Source organism: Novosphingobium kaempferiae (assembly GCF_021227995.1).
In the GTDB taxonomy this organism is placed as follows: domain Bacteria; phylum Pseudomonadota; class Alphaproteobacteria; order Sphingomonadales; family Sphingomonadaceae; genus Novosphingobium; species Novosphingobium kaempferiae.
The window spans coordinates 3,114,937-3,140,661 of sequence record NZ_CP089301.1 but is presented as its reverse complement, the minus strand read 5'-3'; the positions used below and the strand labels follow the sequence as shown (position 1 = coordinate 3,140,661).

32 protein-coding genes are annotated in these 25,725 nt (G+C 67.1%); 17 read left to right on the top strand and 15 right to left on the bottom strand.

The features are described 5' to 3' along the window. Nucleotides 1-31: 31 nt before the first annotated feature. From LO787_RS14265 to LO787_RS14240, 6 genes are all read right to left on the bottom strand, one after another. Nucleotides 32-427: an HK97 family phage prohead protease gene (locus LO787_RS14265; protein ID WP_232491680.1), complete on the bottom strand. Its 396-nt coding sequence runs from the start codon at nt 425-427 to the stop codon at nt 32-34. Further along, a complete protein-coding gene (locus LO787_RS14260) occupies nt 424-732 on the bottom strand; it encodes a DUF6127 family protein (RefSeq protein ID WP_232491679.1) in 309 nt (102 codons plus the stop codon). Before LO787_RS14260 ends, LO787_RS14265 begins: the two co-directional genes overlap by 4 nt. Beyond that, nucleotides 729-1,880, bottom strand: a complete 1,152-nt coding sequence (locus tag LO787_RS14255; protein WP_232491678.1) for a phage portal protein — start codon at nt 1,878-1,880, stop codon at nt 729-731. Before LO787_RS14255 ends, LO787_RS14260 begins: the two co-directional genes overlap by 4 nt. Nucleotides 1,881-2,086: 206 nt before the next feature. Further along, on the bottom strand, nt 2,087-3,406 hold the full coding sequence (locus LO787_RS14250) for a DNA-packaging protein (protein WP_420847755.1): 1,320 nt from the start codon (nt 3,404-3,406) through the stop codon (nt 2,087-2,089). After that, nucleotides 3,399-3,911 carry a hypothetical protein gene (locus tag LO787_RS14245; RefSeq protein ID WP_232491677.1) on the bottom strand — a complete coding sequence of 171 codons (513 nt, stop codon included), beginning with the start codon at nt 3,909-3,911 and terminating at the stop codon, nt 3,399-3,401. Before LO787_RS14245 ends, LO787_RS14250 begins: the two co-directional genes overlap by 8 nt. A gap of 87 nt (nt 3,912-3,998) precedes the next feature. After that, nucleotides 3,999-4,241 (bottom strand): hypothetical protein, encoded by a 243-nt coding sequence (locus tag LO787_RS14240; protein ID WP_232491676.1) that lies wholly within the window; start codon nt 4,239-4,241, stop codon nt 3,999-4,001. Nucleotides 4,242-4,260: 19 nt separating this feature from the next. Between LO787_RS14240 and LO787_RS14235 the strand changes: the two genes are divergently transcribed. The 6 genes from LO787_RS14235 (at nt 4,261) to LO787_RS14210 (ending at nt 8,869) form a co-directional block, all read left to right on the top strand. Then, complete coding sequence (locus tag LO787_RS14235) at nt 4,261-4,899, top strand: YqaA family protein (RefSeq protein WP_232491675.1); 639 nt, start codon at nt 4,261-4,263, stop codon at nt 4,897-4,899. A 64-nt stretch (nt 4,900-4,963) separates the two neighbouring features. Continuing rightward, on the top strand, nt 4,964-5,923 hold the full coding sequence (locus LO787_RS14230; protein WP_232491674.1) for a TauD/TfdA dioxygenase family protein: 960 nt from the start codon (nt 4,964-4,966) through the stop codon (nt 5,921-5,923). A 158-nt stretch (nt 5,924-6,081) separates the two neighbouring features. Continuing rightward, complete coding sequence (locus LO787_RS14225) at nt 6,082-6,948, top strand: alpha/beta fold hydrolase (protein WP_232491673.1); 867 nt, start codon at nt 6,082-6,084, stop codon at nt 6,946-6,948. A 4-nt stretch (nt 6,949-6,952) separates the two neighbouring features. Beyond that, the gene (locus LO787_RS14220) at nt 6,953-7,474 is read left to right on the top strand and encodes a nuclear transport factor 2 family protein (RefSeq protein ID WP_232491672.1); all 522 of its coding nucleotides are present in this window, start codon (nt 6,953-6,955) and stop codon (nt 7,472-7,474) included. Nucleotides 7,475-7,784: 310 nt separating this feature from the next. Next, nucleotides 7,785-8,087: an usg protein gene (locus tag LO787_RS14215; protein ID WP_232491671.1), complete on the top strand. Its 303-nt coding sequence runs from the start codon at nt 7,785-7,787 to the stop codon at nt 8,085-8,087. 236 nt (nt 8,088-8,323) lie between these two features. Beyond that, complete coding sequence (locus tag LO787_RS14210) at nt 8,324-8,869, top strand: NADPH-dependent FMN reductase (protein WP_232491670.1); 546 nt, start codon at nt 8,324-8,326, stop codon at nt 8,867-8,869. 155 nt (nt 8,870-9,024) lie between these two features. Here the strand turns inward: LO787_RS14210 and LO787_RS14205 are convergent, their stop codons facing one another. From LO787_RS14205 to LO787_RS14190, 4 genes are all read right to left on the bottom strand, one after another. Further along, complete coding sequence (locus tag LO787_RS14205; protein ID WP_232491669.1) at nt 9,025-10,464, bottom strand: PQQ-dependent sugar dehydrogenase; 1,440 nt, start codon at nt 10,462-10,464, stop codon at nt 9,025-9,027. A gap of 206 nt (nt 10,465-10,670) precedes the next feature. After that, nucleotides 10,671-11,882 (bottom strand): serine palmitoyltransferase, encoded by a 1,212-nt coding sequence (gene spt / locus LO787_RS14200; RefSeq protein ID WP_232491668.1) that lies wholly within the window; start codon nt 11,880-11,882, stop codon nt 10,671-10,673. A 6-nt stretch (nt 11,883-11,888) separates the two neighbouring features. Next, on the bottom strand, nt 11,889-12,128 hold the full coding sequence (locus LO787_RS14195) for an acyl carrier protein (protein ID WP_008827771.1): 240 nt from the start codon (nt 12,126-12,128) through the stop codon (nt 11,889-11,891). 89 nt (nt 12,129-12,217) lie between these two features. Continuing rightward, nucleotides 12,218-12,580 carry a response regulator gene (locus LO787_RS14190; RefSeq protein ID WP_232491667.1) on the bottom strand — a complete coding sequence of 121 codons (363 nt, stop codon included), beginning with the start codon at nt 12,578-12,580 and terminating at the stop codon, nt 12,218-12,220. 26 nt (nt 12,581-12,606) lie between these two features. On the opposite strand from LO787_RS14190, the gene LO787_RS14185 reads away from it, so the two are divergent. Genes LO787_RS14185 through LO787_RS14165 form a run of 5 tightly spaced genes read left to right on the top strand, consistent with a single transcriptional unit; the run spans nt 12,607 to nt 15,918 of the window. After that, nucleotides 12,607-12,915, top strand: a complete 309-nt coding sequence (locus LO787_RS14185; protein ID WP_232491666.1) for a DUF3572 domain-containing protein — start codon at nt 12,607-12,609, stop codon at nt 12,913-12,915. Next, nucleotides 12,912-13,580, top strand: a complete 669-nt coding sequence (locus tag LO787_RS14180) for an HAD family hydrolase (RefSeq protein WP_232491665.1) — start codon at nt 12,912-12,914, stop codon at nt 13,578-13,580. Before LO787_RS14185 ends, LO787_RS14180 begins: the two co-directional genes overlap by 4 nt. Further along, on the top strand, nt 13,573-14,037 hold the full coding sequence (locus LO787_RS14175) for a RidA family protein (RefSeq protein ID WP_232491664.1): 465 nt from the start codon (nt 13,573-13,575) through the stop codon (nt 14,035-14,037). Before LO787_RS14180 ends, LO787_RS14175 begins: the two co-directional genes overlap by 8 nt. Continuing rightward, nucleotides 14,018-14,785, top strand: a complete 768-nt coding sequence (locus LO787_RS14170) for a glycerophosphodiester phosphodiesterase family protein (protein ID WP_232491663.1) — start codon at nt 14,018-14,020, stop codon at nt 14,783-14,785. Before LO787_RS14175 ends, LO787_RS14170 begins: the two co-directional genes overlap by 20 nt. Next, on the top strand, nt 14,782-15,918 hold the full coding sequence (locus LO787_RS14165; protein ID WP_232491662.1) for a GNAT family N-acetyltransferase: 1,137 nt from the start codon (nt 14,782-14,784) through the stop codon (nt 15,916-15,918). Before LO787_RS14170 ends, LO787_RS14165 begins: the two co-directional genes overlap by 4 nt. A 3-nt stretch (nt 15,919-15,921) precedes the next feature. Here LO787_RS14165 and LO787_RS14160 read toward each other — a convergent pair whose 3' ends face one another. Beyond that, a complete protein-coding gene (locus LO787_RS14160) occupies nt 15,922-16,257 on the bottom strand; it encodes a hypothetical protein (RefSeq protein WP_232491661.1) in 336 nt (111 codons plus the stop codon). Between the two features lie 324 nt (nt 16,258-16,581). Here LO787_RS14160 and dksA point away from each other — a divergent pair, with 324 nt between their 5' ends. The 5 genes from dksA (at nt 16,582) to LO787_RS14135 (ending at nt 19,854) form a co-directional block, all read left to right on the top strand. Then, nucleotides 16,582-17,040: an RNA polymerase-binding protein DksA gene (gene dksA, locus LO787_RS14155; RefSeq protein WP_232496322.1), complete on the top strand. Its 459-nt coding sequence runs from the start codon at nt 16,582-16,584 to the stop codon at nt 17,038-17,040. A 181-nt stretch (nt 17,041-17,221) separates the two neighbouring features. Beyond that, nucleotides 17,222-17,584, top strand: a complete 363-nt coding sequence (locus LO787_RS14150) for a PilZ domain-containing protein (RefSeq protein WP_232491660.1) — start codon at nt 17,222-17,224, stop codon at nt 17,582-17,584. A 77-nt stretch (nt 17,585-17,661) separates the two neighbouring features. Beyond that, nucleotides 17,662-19,152, top strand: coding sequence for an ABC transporter substrate-binding protein (locus LO787_RS14145; RefSeq protein ID WP_232491659.1), 1,491 nt, complete (start codon nt 17,662-17,664; stop codon nt 19,150-19,152). Between the two features lie 90 nt (nt 19,153-19,242). Beyond that, the gene (locus LO787_RS14140) at nt 19,243-19,632 is read left to right on the top strand and encodes a DUF4112 domain-containing protein (RefSeq protein WP_232491658.1); all 390 of its coding nucleotides are present in this window, start codon (nt 19,243-19,245) and stop codon (nt 19,630-19,632) included. Nucleotides 19,633-19,656: 24 nt separating this feature from the next. Next, nucleotides 19,657-19,854 carry a hypothetical protein gene (locus tag LO787_RS14135; protein WP_232491657.1) on the top strand — a complete coding sequence of 66 codons (198 nt, stop codon included), beginning with the start codon at nt 19,657-19,659 and terminating at the stop codon, nt 19,852-19,854. Here LO787_RS14135 and arfB read toward each other — a convergent pair whose 3' ends face one another. Genes arfB through pabB form a run of 4 tightly spaced genes read right to left on the bottom strand, consistent with a single transcriptional unit; the run spans nt 19,855 to nt 23,947 of the window. Then, complete coding sequence (gene arfB, locus LO787_RS14130) at nt 19,855-20,265, bottom strand: alternative ribosome rescue aminoacyl-tRNA hydrolase ArfB (RefSeq protein ID WP_232491656.1); 411 nt, start codon at nt 20,263-20,265, stop codon at nt 19,855-19,857. Continuing rightward, nucleotides 20,258-20,938, bottom strand: coding sequence for an RluA family pseudouridine synthase (locus LO787_RS14125; protein ID WP_232496321.1), 681 nt, complete (start codon nt 20,936-20,938; stop codon nt 20,258-20,260). Before LO787_RS14125 ends, arfB begins: the two co-directional genes overlap by 8 nt. A gap of 40 nt (nt 20,939-20,978) precedes the next feature. Then, nucleotides 20,979-22,145 (bottom strand): pyridoxal phosphate-dependent aminotransferase, encoded by a 1,167-nt coding sequence (locus LO787_RS14120; protein ID WP_232491655.1) that lies wholly within the window; start codon nt 22,143-22,145, stop codon nt 20,979-20,981. Further along, nucleotides 22,145-23,947 (bottom strand): aminodeoxychorismate synthase component I, encoded by a 1,803-nt coding sequence (gene pabB / locus LO787_RS14115; RefSeq protein WP_232491654.1) that lies wholly within the window; start codon nt 23,945-23,947, stop codon nt 22,145-22,147. Before pabB ends, LO787_RS14120 begins: the two co-directional genes overlap by 1 nt. A 131-nt stretch (nt 23,948-24,078) precedes the next feature. Between pabB and LO787_RS14110 the strand changes: the two genes are divergently transcribed. Beyond that, entirely contained in the window at nt 24,079-25,677 is a 1,599-nt protein-coding gene (locus LO787_RS14110) for a helicase HerA-like domain-containing protein (protein WP_232491653.1), read from the top strand. Nucleotides 25,678-25,725: the final 48 nt, after the last annotated feature.

Sequence of the window (25,725 nt, the reverse complement as noted above, 5' to 3'; positions counted from 1 at the left end):
TCGTTGGTGGGGAAGGGGGGGAAAGGAGGGGTCAGGCGACCAGATGCACTCGCGCGTCGTGCTGCATCGGGTGGGTGACGAGGCTGACCTCGAACAGGTCGAGATCGAGCAGTTCGCGGCCCGCCTCGGTCCGATGGCTGGCGCGGGCGCGGTAGCCGAAGGAGAGGCCGGTGACCGTCCCGCGCTTCAGGGCGAGGCCCGCCGCGCCTGCGGGGTTGTCGATGGTCGCCACCACACGCAGGCCGCGCGCGTCCTCGGCGGCGGTCTCGACCCAGCCGATGCGCAGGTCCGCGCGGTGCTGCCAGAACAGCGGGAGCGGATCGCGCCGTTCGGCGAGGGAGCGGGCGAAGGCCCCGGCGCGGATCACGTCGCGCCCGGCGTCGGGCTTGCCGAACAGAGCGGCGTAACCGGCGAAACGCAGGCTCATCGCAGCAACTCCGTCGCGCCGCAGCGCACCGTCAGGCCGAGCAGCAGCAGCGCCAGCATCCCGCGCATGACCCAGCCCATCACCGTGCGCCGCGCGCTGGCCTTGGCGTCGCGCCAGGCCTGCAGCAGTTCGCGCAGTTCGCCCACGTCCTGCGGCGCGGTGGCGTCGTCGAGGCCGATGCGGGCGAGCATCCGGCGCGCGCCCAGTTCGGCGGCTTCCTCGACCACGGCGCGCAGGGTGACGAGGTCGCCGCCCTCCGACGCCGCCTGCGCAAGCAGGCCGGCCAGCATGTCATTGGAGTTCATGATTTGTTCTCCATATCAAATCCCAGAAGCGCGCGCTTTTCGGCGGGTTCCAGGAAGTCGGCGGCGCTGACTTGCGCCCAGAGACGCTCGCGGTCCTCGGCCAGCGCGGGCACGCGGTCGAGGTCGATGGCGAGCACGGCTTCGGGGAACCACGGCGCCAGCCCCTCGCCCAGTGCGGCGAAGATCTTGGCGGCCAGCGGCAACAGGGTGAGCCGCCACAGCGCGCGGTTGGCCTCGCGGTAATTGTTGTAGGTCGCGTCGCCCGGCAGGCCGAGCAGCATCGGCGGCACCCCGAAGGCCAGCCCGATATCGCGCGCAGCGGCGGCTTTCAGCGTCGCGAAGTCCATGTCGGCGGGGGTCATCGCCATCGCCTGCCAGGTCAGGCCGCCCTCCAGCAGCATTGGCCGCCCGGCATTACCCGAACCGGCATAGGCGCTCGTCAGTTCGGCCTTGAGCCGGTCGAACTGGTCGCCGGTCAGCGTCGAACCGTCAGCCCCTTCGTAGACCAGCGCGCCGGAAGGCCGCGCGGCGTTCTCCAGCAGTTGCCGGTTCCACGCCGAAGCGGCGTTGTGCGTGGCGATCGCCTCGTCGGCAGCGGTCAGGCACCCGGCGCCGTAGTGGTCGTCCGAGGGGTGGAAGTGGCGGATGTGGATCACGTTGGGCGAGGCGTCCTCGTCCAGCACCGGGATCGACAGCCGCCGCCCCGCGACCTCGTAGGCATAGGCGGCAGGCCAGCCGTCCTCGCCCGCCACCACGCTGACCCGCTCGGGCCGCAGCGCGAACAGCTCCACCGGAGCCCCGCGCGCATCCTTCATGACCTGCACATAGGCATTGCCGTGCAGCAGCAGGTGCGATGCCAGCGTTTCCAGCAGCGACTGCCCGGCGCTGGTATCGGCGACGAGCGCGGCCAGCTTCGGATCGACCGATTTCAGCGGCGCACCGCCGATGCCCTCGGCGACAAGGCGCACCGCACGCTGGGCGACGGGGTTTTCGAGGTACGCGCGGCGAACGGCGGTGTTGTATTCGAAGGGGGTACGCCCGCCGCCAGTGGGGTCCGCAAAGAACCATGGCGATGCAGTCCCGCGAGCCAGCGGCGCGCGGCTGCTAGCGCCCTTGAAGGCGGCGGCGAGCGATTCGATGAAGGACACGGGAAAGGGTTCCTTTCAGATCGGGGTGTTCGGACGGGTCTCACGCGGAGGCGCGGAGACGCGGAGAAGAAAGAGGGAGGGCGCGCGTTTGCGGCGCAGCCGCGTTGAGAAACGAAAGGCTGCGACAGCCGCTACGTCGATCGATGGAAGAGGCCTGCGGCGCAGTATCTCCGCGTCTCCGCGCCTCCGCGTGAAATCATTTCCTGTTACGTAATCCGCACTCTCGGCTCCGCCGCCTTGCCGAGCATCAGTTCGGTCAGCGCCCAGACCAGCGCATCGGCGCGATCCGGCGAGCGGCCCGGCCCCTGGTAGGAGCCTCCCGCAACAAGCCCGCACAGTTCGTCCTCCAGCGCCGGGAATGTCCCGGTGTGGCGCACGCGGCCTGCTTCGTAGAGCGCGGCGACGGGTTCGGCGCGGGCGGTCTTGCCGCGACTGGCGTGGACCAGCCTGAGCGGCAGCGAGAGTTGCGCCGCGCGCAGGACCGCGCCGACCATCGCGCCGCCCTGATTGGCTTCGGCGACGACGCGATCGGCCTGCCATGCCTCGGCGGTCGCGGCGACCGTGCGCGCCCAGCGTTCCGGCCCGGCGTTCGCTATCGAGGCGTCGGCGAGGACGTGGGCGGTCCCGTCGGCGGCGAGTCCGGCGACGACGATGCCGCAGGCGTCACCTCCGGCGGAGGCGGGCGGATCGACGGCGACGACGACGCGGACCATATCTGGCGCGGCATCCTCGCGGCAGGATTCGAGCAGGGCGCGGGTCCAGAGCGCGCCTTCGATGTCGGCGATCATCTCTCCGTCCAGTTCCTGACGGCCCAGCAGGGTGCCGCCATAGGTGGCGCGCATCGTCTCGACGAAGCGGTCGGGCAGGTTGGCGGAGTTGTCGAAAGTGCTGCCCTTCGTCACCGCAACCCTGTCCTCGCCCAGCAGGCGGGTAAGCAGCGGCACGGCGCGCGGCGTGGTGCTGGCCAGCACGCGCGGGTCCGTGCCGAGGCGCAGGCCCATCATCAGGTTGTCCCATGCCGCCACGGCGCGGCCCGATGCATTGTCCCACTTGGCGATCTCGTCGCACCAGGCATGGCTGTGCTGCGGACCGCGCAGGGCTTCGGGTTCGGCGGCGGAATAGAGCGTGGCCTGCGCGCCGCCCGACCATGTAAGGCGTCGCAGCGAAGGCTCGAACACCGGCCTGCGCCACGGCGCGCCGATGGAGAGCAGTCCGGATTCGCCTTCGACCATGACCGAACGGGCCTCTCCCAGATTGGCGCCGACAAGGGCGATGCGGGCATCGGGGTTGCCTTCGGCCAGCGCGCTGACCCATTCGGCCCCGGCGCGGGTCTTGCCGAAGCCGCGCCCGGCCATGACCAGCCAGATGCGCCAGTCGCCGGCGGGGGGCAGCTGCGCGGGGCGGGCCCAGACGCGCCAGTCCCACGGCCATTCGCGGCGGTGTTCGCGCGGCAGTTCGTGGAGGTAATCCTCGATCTCGTCCGTGCTGGCCTCGGGCAGCCAGTCGAGGTGGCCGGGTTCACGCACGGCCCGCGACCTCTGCATTCTCCAGCGCACGGCGGGCCATGACCTGACGGCGCAGCTGTTCCAGCTTGGCGTGGATCGCGGCGCGCACGACGCCGATCTCCTCGTTCTCGCGCATCGCGCGTTCGCGGGCCACCGTCTCGCGGTGGAGGCCAAGGAGGCGCAGCGCGCCGGGGTTGTCGAACTTGACCGGGCCGTCCTTCGCCTCGCCGAAACGCAGGCGGTGGAGCACTTCCATTTCGAGGTTCTCGTAGCCTTCGAGCAGCGCGGCGCGCCAGGCGCGGGCGAACTCGGGCTCGGCACGGCGGACGATGTAGGGGCGGCTGGGGTGGACGCCCGCCACGGCGCAGGCGGCGGTGACGTTGGACGTCTGCGCCAGCGCTTCCAGAAATTCGGTGCGCCAGTGGCGGTTGAGGCCCTCCTTCTCGGTCGCGGCGGCCTTGGCGCTGATCTTCGTGCGGGGCTTGCGCGCGCGTGCGGGACGCGACGCCGTCTTCGGCTCGACCATCGGAGTGTTCCTGCATTGGCGGGAGTGGGGCGGGGCGGTTTGCGGGAAGGGAGCGCGGTGAGCGTCCGTCTTTCCGCGATGTTCACGTTATGTACCGAAACGGTTCGCCGATGTCAAGCGTAAATAACCAATAGGGTTACACGCTTCGCGCTTGCCGCAGTGCAGCGCCGCCACTAATGCGAATGGCACCATATCGTTCGTCATTGCGAGCGCAGCGAAGCAATCCAGCGCCGTGAGCCGGTCATGGATTGCTTCGCTGCGCTCGCAATGACGACCTTGTGGTTCAAGCCGATGTCGTCGTGCGCCCACCGGGCTGATCGGCGCGCGCATCTTGCCGGGGGAATTACGAATGCTGCGCCGCCTCTACGAATGGACCATGGCCAAGGCCGCGCACCGCCATGCCGAATGGTGGCTGGCGGCCTTCGCCTTCATGGAGGCGAGCTTCTTCCCGGTGCCGCCGCACCCGCTGCTGGGCCTGATGTGCCTGGCCGAGCCGAAGAAGGCGATTCGCTTCGCCGTGATCGCCACGCTGGCCTCGGTCGCGGGCGGGCTGCTCGGCTACGGCATCGGCCACTTCGCCTACGAGGCGTTCGGAGAGGCGATGCTGCGCGCGCTGGGGCTGGCGGACAGCTTCCCCAAGGCGGCGTGCTACCTGCGCGATTACGGCGCGGAGATCATCATCGTGAAGGGCGCGACGCCGATCCCGTTCAAGCTGCTGACGATCACCGCGGGCTTCATCGGCATGAACCTGCTGGTGTTCATCGGCGCTTCGATCGTCTCGCGCTCGATCAGCTTCATGATCGTGGGTGTGCTGTTCCGCCTGTTCGGCGCGCCGATCAAGGCGGTGATCGACAAGCATCTGGGCAAGGTCACCGCCGCTTTCGCCGTCCTCGTCGTCGCCGGGTTCCTCGCCATCGCCTTCCTCGGCGGCGGCGCGAAGGACACCACGGAGAAGTGCGCCTCGGCTGTGGCGGCAAAAACCGTCTGAGCGCTTTGCCCGCAAGGGCGCGCCGACCTAGCCTCCCTCCCGAAAGCAGATCGGGAGAGAGGCCGTGCCGTCATTCACTACTGGACCATTGCAGGAGGGGCTGCCGTTCGGCGTGCGCATCCGCGGGCTGACGCTCGCCGCGCTGCAGGACAAGGCGACGCGCGACGACATCGACGCGCTGTTCGTGCGGCACGGCATGATCGTGTTCGAGGAGGTCGAGCAGACCGACGAGATGCAACTGGCGATCTCCAGCTGCTTCGGGCCGCTCAAGGAGCATCCGGTCAAGGGCGTCGGCCTTGTCGACAAGGACCGGCTGCCCGGCGTGATCGAGATCCGCAGTCGCCGGGGCAAGGGCATCGTCGAAGTCGACGGGCGGCGCGTCTCGCACTGGCTGCCGTGGCATTTCGACCATTGCTACAACGACGAACTCAACCGCGCGGGCGTGCTGCGCTCGGTCGAGCGGGTGGAGGAGGGCGGCATTACCGGCTTCCTCGACGGCGTGGCGCTGTACGAGGCGTTCCCCGAGGACTTGCGGCAGCGGATCGAAGGCACCGAGGTCGCCTATCGGCTGGAGACGCAGTACGACGACCTGCGCTTCGGCCGTCCCGCCGAATACCGCATGATCGAGCCCAAGCCGATGCCCGCAGGCTTCGCCGATCAGGTCGCCGCGATGCCGCGCGCCATCCACCCCGCCGTCTGGACCCGCGCCACCGGCGAGAAGGTGCTCCACGTCTCCGCCTACATGGCGCAGGGGCTGGTGGGCGACGAGACGCCCGAGGGCGATGCGCTGCTGGAAGACGTGTGCCAGGAGATCAACCGCCTCGGCGGGCAGTGTTCCTACCATCACAAGTGGAGCGAGGGCGACATGGCGATCTGGGACAACCTGCGCATGCTCCACTGCGTTTCGGGCAACGATCCCGAGCAGGAGCGCCTGATGTACCGCACCACCATCGCCGGGGACTATGGCCTCGGCCGCTGGGAGAGCGAGCCGAAGGCGGCAGTCGGGGCGGATGCGATGGCGTGAGAGCCTCCCCACCCAAACCCGTCGCCCCTGCGCAGGCAGGGGCCCATCCCGCCCCCTCCGCCCCGCACTGCGCAAGGTGCTGTGGCGAGACACCTGATGGATCCCTGCCTTCGCAGGGATGACGGGTGTTTGGGGAGGCGAATGAGTCTGGAGAACCCATGTCGAAGATCGACGTAAACGGCCTTTCGCTCGACTACGAGCTGATCGGCGACGCCGCCGCGCCGCCGCTGGTGCTGACCCCCGGCGGTCGCTACGCGCGCGACACCGCCGGCGTGCCCGAACTGGGCGCAAAGCTGGCAGAGGGCGGCTACCGCGTGCTGCTGTGGGACCGCCCGGGCTGCGGCGCGTCCGACATCGCCTTCACCGCGCCCAGCGAATCGGTGATGAACTGCGAGGCGCTGGTCGGGCTGGTCGAGGCGCTGGAACTGCGGGACGTGACGCTGGTGGGCGGATCGGCGGGATCGCGGATCACCCTGATGGCGGCGGCGCGGATGCCGCAGAACGTCAGGAAGATCGCGATCTGGTGGATCAGCGGCGGGCCGGTGGGTCTCGCGGGCCTCGCGTGGTTCTACTGCGGAGACCAGATCGCGGCGGCCAGCAAGGGCGGCATGGAGGCGGTCGTCCAGTTGCCTAGCTGGGCCGACCAGATCGCCCGCAATCCGAAGATCCGCGAGACCTTGCTGGCGCAGGACGCGGACACCTACATCGCCACCATGCAACGCTGGGGCAAGGCCTTCGCCTATTCGGACGCCTCCCCGGTTCCGGGCATGACCGAGGCGGACTTGGCCAAGCTGACGATGCCGGTGCTGACCTTCCGTTCCGGCCACAGCGACATGGCCCACACCCGCGAAACGTCGGAATGGGTCCATCGCCTGCTGCCCAATTCGACGCTGGCCGAGCCGCCGTGGGGCGATCAGGAATGGAATTACGTCTCCACCTTCCCGGTCGATCCCGCCAGTCGCCGGGGCCGGTTCGAGCGCTGGCCGCTCATCGCGCCGATGGTGCTCGACTGGCTGAGGGGCTGAGCGCATGGACCTGACCGAACTCGCCGACCGCCACGCCATCCATCAGGTGCTGCTGCGCTACGCGCGCGGACTGGACCGGCTGGACAACGCGCTTGCTCGGTCGTGCTACTGGGACGACGCGATCGAGGACCACGGCCATTTCGTCGGCACGCCCGACGACTTCATCCGCTGGGCCGACGGCACCACGCTGATGTTCGAGGCGACGCAGCACGCCATCCTCAACCACGTCTGCGACTTGGCTGGCGACGAGGCGTTCTGCGAGACGTACTACCACTTTTCCGGCGTGACGGCCGAGGGGCCGAACTTCATGTCCACCGGGCGCTACGTCGATCATTTCCGCAAGCAGGGCGGTGAATGGCGCATCGCCAACCGCGTCACTGTGGTGGAGGGAACCTACGACGTGCCCAAGGCTGGCCGCGCGCCGTCGAGCGCCAGCGCCTATTCGACGGAGGAACCGTGTCAGGCGAGCCGGGATCGGAGCGACGTCAGCTATCACCGCCCGCCTGTGCCGAGGCGGCCGGGGTGAGGAGTTGCGGTGCTGTTTTGGATTGCTTCGCTTCGCTTCGCTCGCAATGACGAAATGTTTTGGCGCATCGCACCTCACCTCGTCATTGCGAGCGAAGCGAAGCAATCCAGAGCGCGCGCAGCAGGGGGCTTCGACAAGCTCAGCCTGAGCGGGTTTGAGAGGTTCAGGCACCAACTCTGCTCACCCTGAGCCTTTCGAAGCCCCTCCGCCTACCCCACAGCCCGATTTTTCAGCACCTTGACTGCCATGACAGTTGTGTCATCTTTCCCTTGCTGCACCGCAATAAGCGTGCGGTGCCCGAAGGAGGACTATGGTCGGTCAACGGGAAGCATCATCCGATTTCCACGCAACGCCTGACTTTCTCAGGCAGATCGAAGGCTACGGCCTGACGACGGTGGAAATACATTACTTCCTGCCCGACCATCCCCGATTGCTCCAGTTGTTCGCCTTTCAGCAGTATGACGTCGCCCCGCGCTTTCCGGCGCTGCGCGGCTTCCTCGACTACTGGACGCGCGAGATCGAGGGGCCGCTGCATTCGGTCCGGATCGCGCACAACCACCTGATCGGCCCGCAGGAATGGCGGGCGGTGGACGGGATCATCTCTATCCATTGAGGGGCGTCACTTCGTCATTGCGAGCGCAGCGAAGCAATCCAGCGGCGCGAGCCGTCCGTGGATTGCTTCGCTACGCTCGCAATGACGATAAGGGGGTGACGGGGGCGAAAAGGCGCCTTGGAACACGCCTGTCATGCAACCGCTCGGTAACGGGCCTATTCTCTCGTATGGTTACATCCGGCGGCGGTCGCAGCCACAAGACTGCCGCTCATCGTCATCCCGAGGGAGATCAATCCATGTCCAAGATCGCCGTGGTCGTCGGCAGCCTGCGTGCCGATTCCTTCAATCGACAGGTCGCGGAGGCGCTCATCAAGCTGCCCGCCGCGCAGGGCCATGAATTCACCTTTGCCGATATCGGTTCGCTGCCGCTCTACGATCAGGACGACGACGCGGATCAGGCGGACAGCGTCAAGGCGCTGAAAGCGCTGATCGCGGGCTCGGACGGGGTGATCTTCGCGACGCCGGAATACAACCGCTCGATGCCGGGCGTGCTCAAGAACGCCATCGACCACGCCTCCCGCCCCTATGGGCAGAGCGCATGGGCCGGAAAGCCTGCGGGCGTCATCGGCGTGTCGGTGGGCGCGATCGGGTCGGCGCTGGCACAGCAGCACTTGCGCAACGTGCTGGCCTATCTCGACATGCCGACGCTGGGCGCGCCCGAGGTGTTCCTGCAGTGGAAGGACGGGCTGCTGAACGAGGACGGCACCGTGGGCGCGCAGTCAGCCGGCTTCCTCGGCGGCTGGATGCAGGCTTTCCTGAACTACGTCGCAATTCACAGCTGAGGTAATTCCTCCCCGAGCTTGCTCGGGGAGGGGGACCGCTGGAGGGGGAGAACCTCACGCCATCCCCCCTCCGTCAGCCCTGACGGGCTGCCACCTCCCCGAGACAAGCTCGGGGAGGGATTGGACGGCAGTCGGTGATGCCTGCCGTCGCGGGATCAGGGCGAAGGGCTGATAATGATGATGCTTCCACCGCCGTCGGCATTTTCGACACGAAACAGCTCTCCATCCGAATCGAGGATGTAGAGATCGCCCAGGTTGTCGACCTTGATTGAGACCGGGTGATCGATCTTGCCCTGGTCAGGCCGGAAGTCCTCGTTGCGCAGTTCGAGCGAGGTGGCATCGAACGACGGTCCTGCAATCTTCGATCCGGGGAACGACCAGATGCGTCCATCCTTGTCGGCGAAAACGTAATGGTTGCGGATGCCGGCGATCGGCCCGGTGTAGAACGCGCCTCCGATGATGCCGCGACTCTGCCGCTGGCCGGACCCGCGCGGGATGACGACATGAGGCGTGACCAGCCCCCATAGTCCTGCACCGCCCGCAGCGCGCTCATATGTTCCTTCGAAATAGGGCCAGCCGAAGTTGTTTTCGGTTTTGGCAAAGATGATCGAAATCTCGTCGAACATCGTGTCGCCGCGATCCGACACGACAAGGCGTTCAGGGATGGCGCCGATCCCGACGGGTTCGCGCAGGCCGAGGCCGATCAGTTCCTTGAGATACAGATCCTCGGGGACGGACGCGCCTCCATAGGGATCGGGATGCAGGGAATAGCGGTAGAGTTTTCCATGACGGTCGGCACTGCCGCCTTGCGCGCGGGTTCCCGCAACGTCGCCTACCGCGATATAGGCTGCGCCGTCGGGGCCGGTGCCAATGGCGACGCTGCTGCCGTCGGCCACGTCTGCCAGGTAGCCGGAAATGGGGGAGACGAGGCAGCCCACGCAGACGACACGGACTTGCGTGCCCTCGCGAACGAGAATGTACGTGGCCATGCGGGAGCCTATCGCGCGTGCGCGGGTCATACCCAGCAGCGTCACGGTGCTCGTGGGGTTCAGTCCGGTTACGTTGGCATATGGCGCCATCGAGCCGTCAGCGCCCGCCATCTGCAGGATGGTGCCATTCGCAAAAGCTACCAGCAGGTTGGGATGACCATCGAGGCGAGGCGTCTCGACGCTGGCGATGTCGACTGCGCCTTCGAACTGGCCGACGCGCGTGACGCGGATGCCCTCGCGGTCGTTGGTGACGGTGATGGAGACGGCGAGCGTGCTGCTCGCCTTGCCGTCGCTGGCCTGGATCGTGACCTGATAGACGTTGTTGCCGTCGGCGTCGGTGGGCAGGTCGTAGTTGGGTGGCGTCGTGAAGCTCAGCGCGCCGCCCGGCGTGATGGTGAACGCCGAAGCGTCGGCGCCGCCGCTGATCGTGAAGGTGATCGTGTCGCCCTGCGCGTCGGTGGCAGTGGCCTGGTAGACGACGGCGGTGGCGTTCTCGGCGACGGACGCGCCTGCGGCGGAGGAAAAGGCCGGGGCGGTGTTGGTGGAGCCGCCGCTCCCGCCGTTGCCGCCATCACCACCACCGCAGGAGGCCAGAGCGAGCGCCATTGCGGAACTCGCGAAAAATACCATGCCGCGACGTCGGCCGTCGCGGATTAAATCGATTAACATTCTGTAATTGCCCCGTTTATGCTGCCCACTTAAAGCCTGTCCAGACTTGGCAGGCAAGCATGACATTTGCGGGACATGAAAAAGGCGCGCCACGGTGGTGGCGCGCCTTTCGTGTTACTGCGGCGTTATTGGGGCTTACGGTCTCAGCCGATGATGCCCACTGCCGTACCGGCGCGGGTGAACATGCCGATGATCTGCTGGACCTGCGCGGCCGAGTGTTCGGCGCAGAGCGAGCAGCGCAGCAGGGTCATGTTCGCAGGGGTCGCCGGCGGGCGCGCGAGGTTCACGTAGAGACCTTCGTGCAGCAGCGCTTCCCACATCATCGCGCCGCGTTCGAGGTCGGGCATGATGACCGAGATGATCGCGCTCTGCGGCTTGGTGGTGCCGAGCTGGAAGCCCGCGTCGGTCAGCCCCTTGTGCAGCGTGCGCGAGCTTTCCCAAAGGTGGGCGCGCTTTTCCGACGCGGTCATCAGCTTGCGGATCGAGGTCGTCGCGGTGGCGACCACGCTCGGCGGCAGGCTGGCGGTGAACACGTAGGGGCGGCAGACCAGGCGCATGATCTCGAACTTGGGGTGGTTCGAGACGCAGAACCCGCCGACGGTGCCGACCGACTTGGAGAACGTGCCGATCACGAAGTCCACGTCGTCGAGGCAGCCCTGCTCCTCGGCCACGCCGCGTCCGTTGGGGCCGATGAAGCCCATCGAGTGCGCCTCGTCGACCAGCACCATGGCGCCGTACTTCTTGGCGACCGCGATCATCTCCTTGAGCGGGGCGATGTCGCCCAGCATCGAGTAGACGCCTTCGAGCACGACGAGCTTGCCCGCGCCTTCGGGAATGCGCTTGAGGCGCTTTTCCATCGCCTCGATGTCGTTGTGCTTGAACGGCACGACTTCGGCGTCGCCCATCTTGCAGCCGTCCCAGATCGAGGCGTGGCTGTCGATGTCGAGGACGATGTAATCACCCTTGCCGGCGATGGTCGAAATGATGCCCAGGTTGGCCTGATAGCCGGTGGAGAACACCATGGCGTGCTGCATGTCGTAGAAGTCGCATAGCGCCTGCTCGACCGCCTTGTGGCCCGCGTAGGTGCCGTTCAGTACACGGCTGCCGGTGGTGCCGGATCCGAAATCGTCGAGCGCCTGCTTGCCCGCCGCGATCACGTCGGGGTCGAAGGTCATGCCCATGTAGTTGTAAGTGCCCAGCAAAATCGTCTCGCGCCCGTTGCACATGGCGACGGTGGGAGAGATCACGCGCTCCATGACCAGCCCGAACGGATCGGTGACGCCGGTCGAAAGCAGGTCGGCGCGCATCTGGATCAGCGGGTCGAACTTGCTGAAAAGATCAACGGTATCAGTCATTTGCGTTCAGCCCTTGAGCTTGACCACGGCATCGACCAGCTGGCCGTAGTTCTCGATCTCGGCCTGCGCGTTCATCGAGATGATGATGTCGAACTCGTCCTCGATGGCGGCGACGAAGTCCATCACCGTCAGGCTGTCGAATTCCAGATCGTCGGTGAAACGGGTGGCATCGGTCACTTCGACGCCCTTCTTGTTGAAGGGCTCGATCAGCGCGGCGATGCGGGCCGAAGTCTCTGCGCGGTCCATGGGTACTAACTCCGAAAGCGTCGGGCGGCGCTTTGGCCGCGAATTGCGGCGCAAAAGCGGCGCAGGTGTATCATGTCAAGGAAGGAGTGTCAGAGCAGGGCACGCACGGCCTGCATGAACGGCCCGATCGACACCGGCTTGGCGAGGTATCCCTCGGCCCCCGCCTCGCGGATGCGCTCCTCGTCGCCCTTGCCCGCGTAGGCGGTCACCGCCAGCACCGGAATCGCCCGCAGAACCGGGTCTTTCTTGGCCGCTTCGATGAGGTCGAGACCCGAGACGTTGGGTAGCTGGATGTCCATGATGACGAGGTTCGGCACGAACTGCCGCGCCCGGTCGAGCGCGTCCAGGCCGTCGCCGACCGGCTCCACCGCATAGCCTTGGCTGCGGAGCACGTCGCAAAAGAGTTTACGGTTGAGATCGTTGTCCTCGACAACGAGGATTCGCTTTGCCATTCGACGCCCTGACGACCATCTGGGGTATGAGACCCCTCTATGATACCGAAGCGAGACTGACAATTCTTCGAGAGCCGTCATCCCCGTCTGATCCGCAGGCGCTCGCCCTTGGCGCGCTGGGCTGGGTGCTGGGCGAGCAGAGCCGCGCCGACCGCTTCCTGTCGCTCACCGGGCTGACGCCGGACGACCTGCGCGCGTCGCTCGGTGAGCCCGCGACGCTGGGCGCGGTGCTCGATTTCCTGTGCTCGCACGAACCGGACCTGCTGGGCGCGGCGGATGCGCTGGGCGTCACGCCGGAAACGCTGGTCGGCGCACGCCGGGGGCTGGGCGCATGACCCGGGGAACGAACAGGCCGCTGCTCATCACCGACTGCGATGAAGTGCTGCTTCACATGATCAAGCACTTCCGCGACTGGCTGGCCGAGGACGAGGGCGTCCAGTTCGACATGGCGGGCGGCGAGTTCTACCGCTCGATGCGCCGGATCGGCAGCGACGTCCCGCTGGAGCAGGCGGAGATGTGGGCGCTGCTCAACCGCTTCTTCGATTCGCAGATGTACCGCCAGACGCCGATCGAGGGCGCGGTGGACGCCATCGCCGCGATCCGCGAACATGCCGACGTGGTGGTGCTGACCAACCTGCTCGACTTCCGCCGTGAGGCGCGCGAGGCGCAGCTGGCGGGCCACGGCATGCCGCTGCGCGTCTTCACCAACCAGGGGCCGAAAGGCCCGGCGCTCCAGGCGATCCTCGACGAGTTCAAGCCGAGCCGCGCGGTCTTCATCGACGACCTGTCGCAGCACCACGGCTCGGTCTTCGAGGTGACGCCGCATGTGCGCCGCCTGCACTTGTGCGGCGAACCGCAGATCGCCCCCAGCATCAAATGCGCCCTCCAGCTCGGCCATGCGCATGCGCGCATCGACGACTGGGCGAGCGCGCTCCCCTGGCTGCTCGAAAGTCTCACTGACGACAGCCTGACCCGCGAAGAAGAGGACATCCATGAGTAAGATCGAAGCCCGTCTCGCCGAACTCGGCCTGACCCTGCCCGAAGCCGCTGCCCCGGTGGCGGCCTACGTGCCGGTGGTCGAAGCGGGCGGTCTCGCCCATGTCTCGGGCCAGCTTCCCTTCGTCGGCGGCAAGCTCGTCACGGGCCGTCTGGGCGAGGACGTGAGCCTCGAAGCGGGCGCCGAGGCGGCGCAGGCCTGCGGGCTGATGATCCTCGCGCAGCTGAAGGCGGCGCTGGGCTCGCTCGACCGCGTGGAGCGGATCGTCAAGCTCGGCGGCTTCGTCAACTCGACCGGCGCCTTCACCGACCAGCCCAAGGTCATCAACGGCGCGTCGGAACTGATGGTCGCGGTCTTCGGCGATGCCGGCAAGCACGCGCGCAGCGCGGTCGGCGTGCCGGTGCTGCCGCTGGGCGCCGCCGTCGAAGTGGACGCCATCGTTGCCGTTCGCCCTGCTTGATCGCTGGCGTTCGCCTGCACCCGATCCGCGCAAGGTCGCGTGGATCGGGGCGCAGGACTATGCCCATCGCGGGCTGCATGGAGCGGGCGTTCCCGAGAATTCGCGCGCGGCCTTCGCTAAGGCGATGGCGGCGGGCAACGGGATCGAGCTTGACGTCCAGCGCTCCAGCGACGGGCAACCCGTTGTCTTCCATGACGACACGCTCGACCGGCTGACCGGCGATACCGGTTCGACGGAACGGCGCAGCGCCGCGCAGCTCGGCGCGATCACGCTGTCGGGTACCGAGGAGACGATCCCCACCCTGCGGCAGGTGCTGGCGCAAGTCGGCGGCAGGGTGCCGGTGCTCATCGAGATCAAGTCCGACCGCAAGGTTCGCATCGCCGCGTTGTGTCTTGCAGTGCGCCGGGTGCTGGAAGGCTATGCCGGCCAGCATGCGGTCATGAGTTTCGATCCGCGAGTCTCGCGCTGGTACTGGCGGCACTCGCCGCACACGGTCCGCGGCCTTGTGATATCCGAGGGCGAGGACCGCGCGCTTCCCGGCAAGATGCGCCGCCGCCTGTGGCTGTGGCACGCGCGGCCGGACTTCCTTGCCTACGACGTGCGCGATCTGCCGAGCCGTTTCGCCGCCGCACAGCGCCGCCGGGGCCTGCCGGTCGCGACATGGACCGTGCGCGATGACGAGCACGACGAACGCGCCGAGGCCTATGCCGACGCAGCGATCTTCGAAGTGCGCGAAGGGGACGCGTGAGCGGGGGCGCCTTCACCGCCCGGCTTCTCGGTGCGGTCGGCGATCTGCCTGCCGACCAGTGGGATGCGCTCACCGATGGCGGCAATCCCTTCGTCAGCCATGCCTTCCTGACGGCGATGGAGGAATCGGGCAGCGTCGGCGGGCGCAGCGGCTGGAGCCCGCTGCCGCTGGTGATCGACGGCCCCGACGGCAGCCTCGCCGCTGCGCTGCCAGCCTACCTCAAGGAGCATTCGCAGGGGGAGTACGTCTTCGACCATGCCTGGGCCGATGCCTGGCACCGGGCGGGGGGATCGTATTATCCCAAGCTCCAGATCGCGGTGCCCTTCACGCCCGCGACCGGTCCGCGCCTGCTGACGCCGCATCCCGAACTCATGTTGCCGTTGCTGCGCGCGGCGGAAACGCTGTGCCGCGACAATGGCCTGTCCTCCGCCCACGCGACCTTCATCGAGCCCGCGCAAGTGCCCGTCTTCGAGAGCGCGGGCTGGCTGCTGCGCGAGGATATCCAGTTCCACTGGGAGAATCGGGGCTACGCGACCTTCGACGATTTCCTCGACGCGCTGTCGTCACGCAAGCGCAAGGATCTGCGCAAGGAGCGCGAGAAGGCGCAGGAAGGCGTCGAGATCCGCGCGCTGAGCGGCGACGAGATCACCGGGGCGCACTGGGATGCATTCTGGGACTTCTACCAGGATACTGGCGCACGCAAATGGGGCCGCCCCTACCTGACGCGCGAGGCGTTCGGCCTGCTGGGCGAGACGATGGGCGACCGCATCCTGATGGTGCTCGCCTTCATCGATGGGCAGGCGGTGGCGGGTGCGCTCAACTTCATCGGTGATGCCGCGCTATATGGGCGCTATTGGGGCGCTATCGTCGACAAGCCGTTCCTGCATTTCGAGCTGTGCTACTATCAGGCCATCGACGTCGCGATCCGGCTGGGCCTCCAGCGCGTCGAGGCGGGGGCGCAGGGCGGGCACAAGCTGGCGCGGGGTTACGAGCCGGTGCGCACGATTTCCGCGCACTACATCGTTCACGACGGCCTCCGTGCCGCGATTGCCGACTATCTGGAGCAGGAGCGCGCCGGTATCGCGCGCGACCAGATCCAGCTCGGCGGCCACTCGCCTTTCAGGAAAGACTAGCTTTCAGGCCGCCTTGCGGGTGGTCGCACCGAGCCACTGGCGCGCTCGGCGCTGGGCTTCGGCGATCTCGCGGGCGGTCATGTCGTCGGCCACTTCCGCGCGGCAGACGGGCGCATCCTCGTGCCCGCCGACGGCGGCGAGGTTGAACCACTTGTGCGCCTCGATCAGATCGCAGGCGACGCCGTTGCTGCCGGTCGAGAACGCGACGCCGAGATCGAAGTAGGCCGAAGCATCGCCCTCGGCAGCGCAAGCCAGCGCCTCGGCGATGAGCATGTCGCCGCCGAAGTCGTTGGCGGCGGCCGGTGCGGCGTGATCCTGGTTAACGCGAACAGTATCCATGGTAATCCCCGTGCCCTTGAAAGTGGTCGTGACCGCGTGGACCTCAATCGTTTGCAAATGGCCCCTGCGTTCGATGAGGCGAATTTGCGGGAGGCAGGTCAACATATGGTTAACGCCGTATCGGCGCGTTCACCTGCGCAGATTAACTCTGTGTCACTCCGAGACCCTGTTAAGAAATTTGTGGAGTGTCACGGATATACGCTTGTGTAGGAAATGGCGGCGACTTATAGGCCGCCTCAACCGCGGATCGTTGTACGGTTATCGGAAAAGTCCGGGACTGCAGGGCGTTGGCGATCCGATGGAAACACTGCGGAGTTTCTCTGGATGGCAACGGCCCTAGCTGACGAAATCGATGTACTCGCCAAAGCGAAGCGTGCAATTGGCGGCGCCTACATTTCCGAACCCAACGAAGAATACATGAATGATGCGCAGCAGGATTATTTCCGCAAGCTGCTTCTCGCATGGAAACGTTCGATCCTCGACGCGGCAGCCGACACGCTGCAGCAGCTCCAGGACGGCCCGATTCGCGAGCCCGACCTCAACGACCGCGCTTCGAGCGAGACCGATTGGGGCATCGAGCTTCGCACCCGCGACCGCCAGCGCAAGCTGATCGCCAAGATCGATTCGGCCATGCGCCGCATCGAAGAGGGCGAATACGGTTACTGCGAGGTCACCGGTGAACCGATCGGCCTCGGTCGCCTCGAAGCGCGCCCTATCGCGACGATGACGGTCGAGGCGCAGGAAGCGCACGAGCGTCGCGAAAAAGTCTCGCGCGACGACTGACCGGATTTCCCGGAAACGGGACCGGAGACAAGTCAACACCCGGCTCCGACGCTGTCCGGAGCCGGGACATTAAGCCTTTGTTTGCCATTGCCGACTAGGAATAGGGGCTAAAGCGCGTTACTTTTCGTGCATTGGCGGCACGGACGATACGTGCAGTTTCAAACGCCCCGGACGGAAGCGCATGAACGAAGGTGAAAATCGGCAGATCGCGCGGGATAGCCTGTTCCTCATGGCTGATCTTCGCGTCGACGGCCTCGACGGTGACTTCCGCATCAAGGTGCGCAATCTCTCCGCCGGCGGCATGATGGGCGAAGGCAACGTGCGTGTTGTCCGCGGCACCGTCGTGCAGGTCAACATCCGCAACATCGGCTGGATCGAAGGCTCGGTGGCCTGGGTGCAGGACAACCGTTTCGGCGTGGCCTTCCGCGAGGATATCGATCCCCGTCTGGCTCGCGCGCCGGTCACCAGGGTCGAGGATCCCGCGCCGGACTACATGCGCTACCAGTCGCGCCCGGCCGATACGGCGCTGCTGCGCAAGATCTGATCTCCATACCTGATTTCGGTACGAAAATTTCCGCGCCTCCATTTGCGAGGCGGGTGAAATGGACTACTCCGGTTTCCATGCTGTCCAAGCGCCAAGCCTTGCGGGTGCTGGCCGTTCTGGCCGCCTTCACGCTCTCTTCCTGCAGCGGCTATGACAATTCGGCGCTCGGCGTCGCCGTGGTCGGGGAGCCAGCCGATCCTTTTGCGAAGGGCGGCGATCTCACGCAGGGTGGCGTTCTGGTGCGCGCGTCCACCGTCGAGGGGCTCGTAGCTTTCGACGATGCGGGCCGCGTCATTCCTGCGCTGGCCGACCGCTGGATCGTCACTGACGACGGGCAGAGCTACATCTTCCGCCTGCGCGACGGCAACTGGGCCAACGGTGACCCGATCACCGCCGACACGGCAAAGCGAGCGATCAGTGCCGCACTGAAGAGCCTCGACGGCGGTCCGCTGGCGCTCGACCTTGCAGGCATCGACGAAGTGCGTGCCATGGCGGGGCGAGTCATCGAAATCCGCCTGACGCGCCCGATGCCCTACCTGCTCCAGCTGCTTGCGCAGCCCGAACTGGGCCTGCTCCACAAGGGCCGGGGCACCGGGCCGATGGAGGCGGTGCGCTCCGGCGCCATCGCCGCTCTCAGCGCGATAGATCCCGCCCGCCTCGGCATGCCGCCGATCGAAAACTGGGCGGAGCGCACGCGGCAGATCCAGCTTCGCGCGCTGCCGGGCCCCTCTGCCGTGGAGGCGTTCAACGACGGCAGCGTCGATCTGGTGCTGGGTGGTCGCATTCAGGATTTCCTGCTTACCCGCTCGGTCGGCATCCTGCGCGGGACGATCCAACTCGACCCGGTAGTTGGTCTGTTCGGCCTGCATGTGATGAACGACGAGGGTTTTCTCGCCGAGCCCGCCAATCGCGAAGCGCTGGCGATGGCGGTCGATCGCGACGGCCTGATCTCTCCGTTCGGGGTCGGCGGCTGGGTGCCGACGACGCGGATCGTCACCCCGAGCCTCGACGGAGACCTCGGCACCATAGGGGAGCGCTGGGGCGAGCAGACGCTGGAACAGCGCCGCGCGGTCGCCGCTGCACGGGTCCGGGCGTGGAACGCCCCGTCGAATGCTGCGCCGGGCGGTGCAGCGCTTCGCCTCCGACTGTGGCTCCCTGAGGGTGGTGGCTCGACGGTGCTGTTCAACCGCCTTTCAACCGACTTCGCCGCGATCGGCATAGGGCTGGACCGGGCCGAGGATGCCGGTGAGGCCGACCTTGCGCTGGTGGACGACGTGGCCCGCTACCCTCGCGCTGCCTGGTATCTCAATCGGCTGTCGTGCCATGCGGGCAAGGGTCTGTGTTCCGAGGAGGCCGATGCGCGCGTGACGGAGGCAGGGGCGGCCGCAACGCCTGCCGAACGGGCTGCGCTGCTGACGGAGGCGGAGGCCGAACTGACGGGTTCCAACGTCTTCATCCCGTTCGGCACGCCGATCCGCTGGTCGCTGGTGCGCGGCAGCGTGGACGGGTTCTCGGTCAACGCCTGGGGCTGGCATCCCTTGATGCCGCTGGCGTGGCTCCCCAAATGATCGAGAGCGGCGCCTGACGCCGCGTTCGACGAGAGGCACTCTGCAGTGGCGACAGGCCCCCAATTCTCCGGCCCGCAATTCGCGCGACGCATGGAATACGACCTTCCGCTTGGTAACGATCCGGTGTCGGTGCGCCGCCGCGTGGAGGCTCTGGAGCGTGTGCTGGAGCGCGCCTTCACGGTGCCGGGCATCCGTCGGCAGGTCGGCCTTGACGCCGTCGTCGGACTTGTCCCCGTGGCGGGCGACCTGATCGCGGCTGCGCTGGGTCTTTATCTGGTCTGGGAGGCGCGCAATCTCGGCATGTCGAAGTGGCAGCTTGCGCGCATGACCGCCAATGTCGGCTTCGACACGCTGGTCGGCGCGGTGCCGGTGGCGGGCGACCTGTTCGACTTTCTGTTCCGTTCGAATAGCCGCAACCTTAAGATCATTCGCAAGCACCTCGACAAGCATTATCCGCATACGCGGGTCATCGACGCCTGACGATAGGCGGGCTATGAGCCGGGCATGAGAGAGGCCTGCCTGATCCTCGCGCTGCTCACGCTCGGCGCCTGTTCCAAGTCCGATACCGCGCCCGGCCCGGGCGGAGTCACCATGGGCGAGGCGCGCGCGCTGGACGAGGCGGCGGCTATGCTCGACGAGCGTCGCCCTCCGGCAGAGGCGCTGGAGCCGTCGCAGCCTCAGGCTACGCAAGCGGCCCAGTAATCAGTCGAAGCTGACTTTGCCGCGCCCGGCCTTGACCGAGCCACGCAGCTTCTTTCCCTTGAGCCGCTGTTCCTTGCCGACGCGGTTGAGGCGGCTCTTGGCGCGCTTTTCAGGTAGCTTCTGCGCTTCCACCAGCAATTCGGCGAGGCGTTCGCGCGCGTCAGCACGATTGGCTTCCTGTGTGCGGAAGCGGCGGGCCGTGAGTACAAGTTCTCCGCGCGAAGTCATGCGGCTGCCCGCCAGTTCCTTCACCCGCGCAAAGACCGGCGGGCTCAGCCGCAGCGCGTAGACGTCGAGGCGCAGTTGCACCGCCGTCGCTACCTTGTTGACGTTCTGGCCGCCGGGGCCCGTCGAGGCGATGAAGCTCTCGGTGGCGAGAGCTTGCGCGCGCTCGACGATCTCGTCACTCATCGGTGGTTTCGACCGACGCTCCGGGGTCGGTGAAGCCCAGCGCGGCGAAATCGGCGGGCAGTGGAGCGACGGCGACGATCGGCGCCTTGTCTCCGCGCGGAACCGTCAAGCCAGCGGCGTGGAGCATGGTTCGCGGCGCACCGCCCTTGCTGCCATAGACAGGGTCGCCGAGCAGCGGGAAGCCGAGGCCCGAGGCGGCGTGGACGCGGATCTGGTGCGTGCGGCCGGTCTCCGGGCGGAATTCCACCAGCGTCAGGCCATTGCGGCTGTCCAACTGGCGCCAGTGCGTGACGGCGGGCTTGCCCTTGCGCGCCGGGATCATGCGCCAGCCGTCCTTTGCGGTGCTGACCTTCGAGAGGTTGAGCGCGATGGTGCCTTCCTCGTCGGCGATCTCTCCGGCGACGATGCCGAGGTAGCGCTTCTCGACCGCGCGTTCCTCGAAGGCGGCGGCGAAGCGCTTGAGCGCCTTGGGGTTGCGCGCCAGCAGCAGGCAGCCCGACGTGTCGCGGTCGAGGCGATGGACGGGGAAAGGCTCGCGCTGGAAGCCCAGCTTGAGTTCGTCCAGCCGATCCTCGAGGCTTGGCCCTCCGGCGCGCGGACGGTCGAGCGGGAGGCCCGCAGGCTTGTCGATGACGAGCGCTTCGCCGTCTTCGAAGAGGATTTCCAGTTGCATCATAATCTCTTTCGTCGTCCCGGAGAACGTCCGGGCAAATTTAGGCGACGGCTTCGGCGATCCGCCTGCATGCCTCGACCAGCTTGGCCTCGTCCGCAGCAAAGCTGATACGGAAACCATCGCGTCCGCCGAAGGCCGAGGCGGGCACGATCGCGACGCCGTGGTCCAGCAGATGCAGGGCCAGCTTCGCATCGTCGCCGAAGCGGTCCATCAAGGGCGCGGCATCGACCATGCAGTAGAACGCGCCATCGGGCACGGGCGTGGAAAGGCTGGGGATCGCGTTGATCGCGGAGACGACCAGATCGCGCCGCGCGCGGAAGCGTTCGCACCAGTCGGCAAGGAACTCCTGCGGTCCCTCGAACGCGGCGACGGCGGCAGCCTGGCTGATCGAACAGGGATTGCCCGAGCTGTGCGACTGCAGGCGCTCCATCGCCTTGATGAGCCATTCCGGCCCGGCCGCGACGCCGATGCGGAAGCCGGTCATCGCATGGCTCTTGGACACCCCCGAGACCGTCAGGATGCGGTCGGCGAGGTCAGGGCAAAGGTTCGCGAGAGTGGCGTGAGGGCCGCCCGTGTAGTTGATCGGCGCGTAGATATCGTCAGACAGCACCATCACGCGGGGATGGTGGCGCAGCACTTCGCCGATGCCGAGCAGCGTTTCCGTGGGCAGGCACGCGCCGGTCGGGTTGCCGGGGCTGTTGAGCAGTACCCACAAGGTGTTCGGCCCGATCTGCGCTTCCAGATCGGCGGGCGTGAAGCGGAAGTTGTCCTTGGCGTGGGTGTGCAGAGGCACGACCTTGCCACCGGCAAAGCGCACGATCTCGGGATAGCTGACCCACCATGGCGCAGGCACAATGACCTCGTCGCCCTCACTGATCGTCGCGAGCATGGCGTGGAAGATCGCCTGCTTGCCGCCCGCGCTGACCGTCACCTGCGACGCCGGAACCTCGATCCCGAGGTCACGCGCAAAGTGCAGCGCGGCGGCCTGCTTGAGCCGCGAGGTGCCGCCGACCGGCGTGTACTTCGTCTGCCCGCCGTCGAGCGCCGCCTTCGCGGCTTCCAGCACATGCGGCGGCGTTGCGAAGTCGGGCTCGCCCACGGAAAGCGAGATCACGTCGCGCCCCGCCTCGCGCAGCTGCGTGGCGCGGTCGGTCATCGCGGTGGTCTGCGAGGGAGCAATGCGGGCAAGGGAAGTGGAAAGGTGCATCAGTCGAGCAGCTTGGCAGGCATCAGGCCGCGCAGAGCGTTGCCGATGAGGAAGCCGCCAGCGAGATCATCGAGCGTCAGTTCGGCCTCGACGGCGCGGCCCGTGTCGATCAGCGAGCGGCGAAGGACGCCCGGCAGCAGGCTGAGGCTTGCGGGTGGCGTGAGCAGCATGCCGTCGCGCTCGACGAAGATATTGGTGAAGCAGCCCTCGGTGACGAGGCCGTCGTCGCGCAGCAGGATCGCCTCGTTCGCGCCGTTGGCCTGCGCGACTTCGAGGCCCTTGTCGTAGAAGCTGCGGTCGGTGGTCTTGTGCGTCAGGCGCCAGTCGCTGCTGTCAACCGGCAGGCGCAGCACTGCGACGATTGCAGGCTCCGGCAAGGTGGGCGGCAGTTCCGTCAGTTCGAGCGAAAACGCCCCGGTGCGGCCGACGACGAGGCGCAGCTTCGATACCGCATCCGCCTCGAAGCACAGCGCCTGGATGGCGTTGCGCACCGCGTGACGGTCGAACCCGAAGCCCAGCGCGGCGGCGCTGGCGCCGATGCGTTCGAGGTGCAGTTCAAGGAGCGCGATGCCCTGCTCGGGCGTGAAGCGCATCGTTTCGATCAGGTCGAAGCTGGCGGGCGAAACCGCATCTTCCGGTGCCCGAACTGCCGACTCTCGCACGAAACCCCCTTTGACCAGGCACTCCCGCCATTCGGGAAGCGCTTGCGAATCCGCCACTACCGCCGATCCCACGCCAAGGACGGCGCGGCCGTCGCGTTCGAGGCGCAGGGTGCGGATTGCCACATTGAACGCGGCATCGCCAGTGGGTTCGAGATATCCGATCGAACCGCAATAAGGCCCGCGCGGTGCGGTCTCGACCTCGGCGATCAGTTCCATCGCCCGGATCTTGGGCGCTCCGGTGATCGATCCGCAGGGAAACAGCGCGCGCAGAAGGTCCACGGCGCCGCGCTCTTGGGGCAGCTTGGCACGCACGGTCGAGACCATCTGGTGCACCGTGGGATAGCTCTCGACCGCGAAGGGGTTCTCCACGCGGACGCTGCCTGCCTCGGCCACGCGCGACAGGTCGTTGCGCATGAGGTCGAGGATCATCAGGTTCTCGGCCCTGTCCTTTTCACTGGCGGCGAGTTCGGCGGAAAAGCGTGCATCTTCGGCAGCGTCGCGGCCGCGTGGGCGGGTGCCTTTCATCGGCCGGACTTCCACCTCGCGGCCGGAAAGCGCGAAGAACAGTTCGGGCGAGAAGCTGAGATGCCAGCGCGCGCCGTCATGGATGACCGCGCCGTAGCCTGCCGCTGCGCGCGGGCGCAGCGCGGCGTAGAGCACCAGCGGATCGCCGCTCCATGGGCCTGCCAGCGGGAAGGTGAGATTGGCCTGATAGATGTCGCCCGCCTCGATCGCGCCGTGGATCGTGGCGAAGGCCTGCTCGTATCCGGGGATGTCGATCTGCGGTTCGAGCGGGCCGATGGCGGGGCGTTCCGTGCCGGCCTGCGCCTCCAGCCATGCTGCGAGGTCGTCGGCGGGGAGTTCCTCGAACCCGTCGAACGCGCCGAACCACAGGAGCGGCGCATTTCCGGCCTTGCGCGATAGCGGGGCCAGGCGCGGTTCCAGCGCCAGCCCGGCTTCGTAAGTCAGGTATCCGGCGAGGTGCAGCCGCTCGCGCCGCAGCGTTTCGATGCGCTCAAGCGCGGGAGCGACGTCCTCGCCGCGCATCGCCACGACGGTTTCGCGCGGGGCCCGGTAGAGGCGGGCGGCGGCCGCACCGTCGGCGCGGGCGTCATCGAGGAGGACGAAAGGTTCGGTCATGGGGTCTTCGCGCCCCTTAGCGGCACTGAGCGCGGCTGGCAAAACCCGCGTGATCTTGGGCCTTTTCGCCGTTTGCAATCGCGGGCGATGGCCGTAAACCTTGAGGCGCGACAGGGCAGGGAGACGGCAGGATGAGCGAGATATTCCTTGGACTTGGCGGCAATGGAGAGCGGCAGGTGCTGCGCCTTGGCCGCGCCAACCGCCATGGCCTGATCGCGGGCGCCACTGGCACCGGCAAGACGGTGACCTTGCAGACCATTGCCGAGCAGTTCTCTGCCGCTGGCGTGCCGGTATTCATGGCGGACGTGAAGGGCGACCTTTCGGGCGTCTGCATGGCCGGAAGCCCGCAGTTCAAGAACGCCGCCATCCTCGAATCGCGGGCGCAGGAGATCGGCATCGCCGACTATGCCTATGCCGACAATCCGGCGGTTTTCTGGGATATCTACGGCGAGCAGGGCCATCCGATCCGCACCACGATCTCGGAAATGGGGCCGCTGCTGCTCTCTCGCCTGATGGACCTGAACGAGACGCAGGAGGGCGTTCTCAACATCGTCTTCCGCTATGCCGACGAGCAGGGCCTGCTGCTGCTGGACCTCGAAGACCTGCAATCCATGCTCGCATACACGGCACAGAACGGCACCGAGCTGTCACTGAAGTACGGCAATGTGACACGGGCGAGCGTCGGAACCATCCAGAGGCAGCTTCTGGCGCTGGAGAGCCAGGGCGCGGCGCAGTTCTTTGGCGAACCCGCGCTGGAAATCGCCGATTTCATCAAGTGCGACGATCAGGGGCGCGGCTACATCAACGTCCTTGCCGCCGACAAGCTGATGCGCAGCCCGAAGCTCTACGCCACGTTCCTGCTCTGGCTGTTGTCGGAACTCTTCGAGGCGCTGCCCGAGGTCGGCGACCCCGACAAGCCCAAGCTGGTGTTCTTCTTCGACGAGGCGCACCTGCTGTTCGACGATGCGCCCAAGGCGCTGCAGGACAAGGTCGAGCAGGTGGTGCGGCTGGTGCGCTCCAAGGGCGTCGGCGTCTACTTCGTCACGCAGAACCCGATCGATATCCCGGAGGAGATCGCGGGGCAGCTCGGCAACCGGGTGCAGCACGCGCTGCGCGCCTTCACCCCGCGCGACAAGCGGGCGATAAAGGCCGCCGCCGAGACGTTCCGCATCAACCCCGACCTCGACGTCGAGACGGCGATCACCGAACTTAAGGTGGGCGAGGCGCTGGTCTCCACGCTGGGCGACGACGGCGCGCCATCGGTGGTCCAGCGTACCCTGGTGGCGCCGCCGCGCTCACGGCTGGGGCCGGTGACCGACAAGGAACGCGCCATCGTCCAGTCGATCAGCCCGTTTGATGGCAAGTACGACACCCGCATCGACCGCGAGAGCGCCGAGGAAGTGCTCGCCGCCAAGGCCGCCGACGCCGCAGCCACCGCGCAGGAGGTCGAGGAGAAGGGCGAGGAGGAAGTGCGCAAGCAGGAGCGCAAGAGCCCCGGCCTGTGGGACGGCATCGGCGGCAAGGTCGCCAAGGCCGCCGCCGGAGCCGCCGCCGCCAGCGCGGGCTCGATCCTCGCGCAGCAGATGCAGGGCAAGAAGAGCCGCGCCAGCCCCAAGGCCTCCGCCGCCAGCGCCGCCGCCGGGACAGTGGGCGACGTGCTGGGCAAGGCCATCGGCTTTCCGGGGCTTGGGCGTTTCGCGCGCAATCTTATCGGAGGGTTGATGCGATAAGCATCACGGCCTTCCTTCGCCGTCATTGCGAAGCCCGAAGGGCTGCGG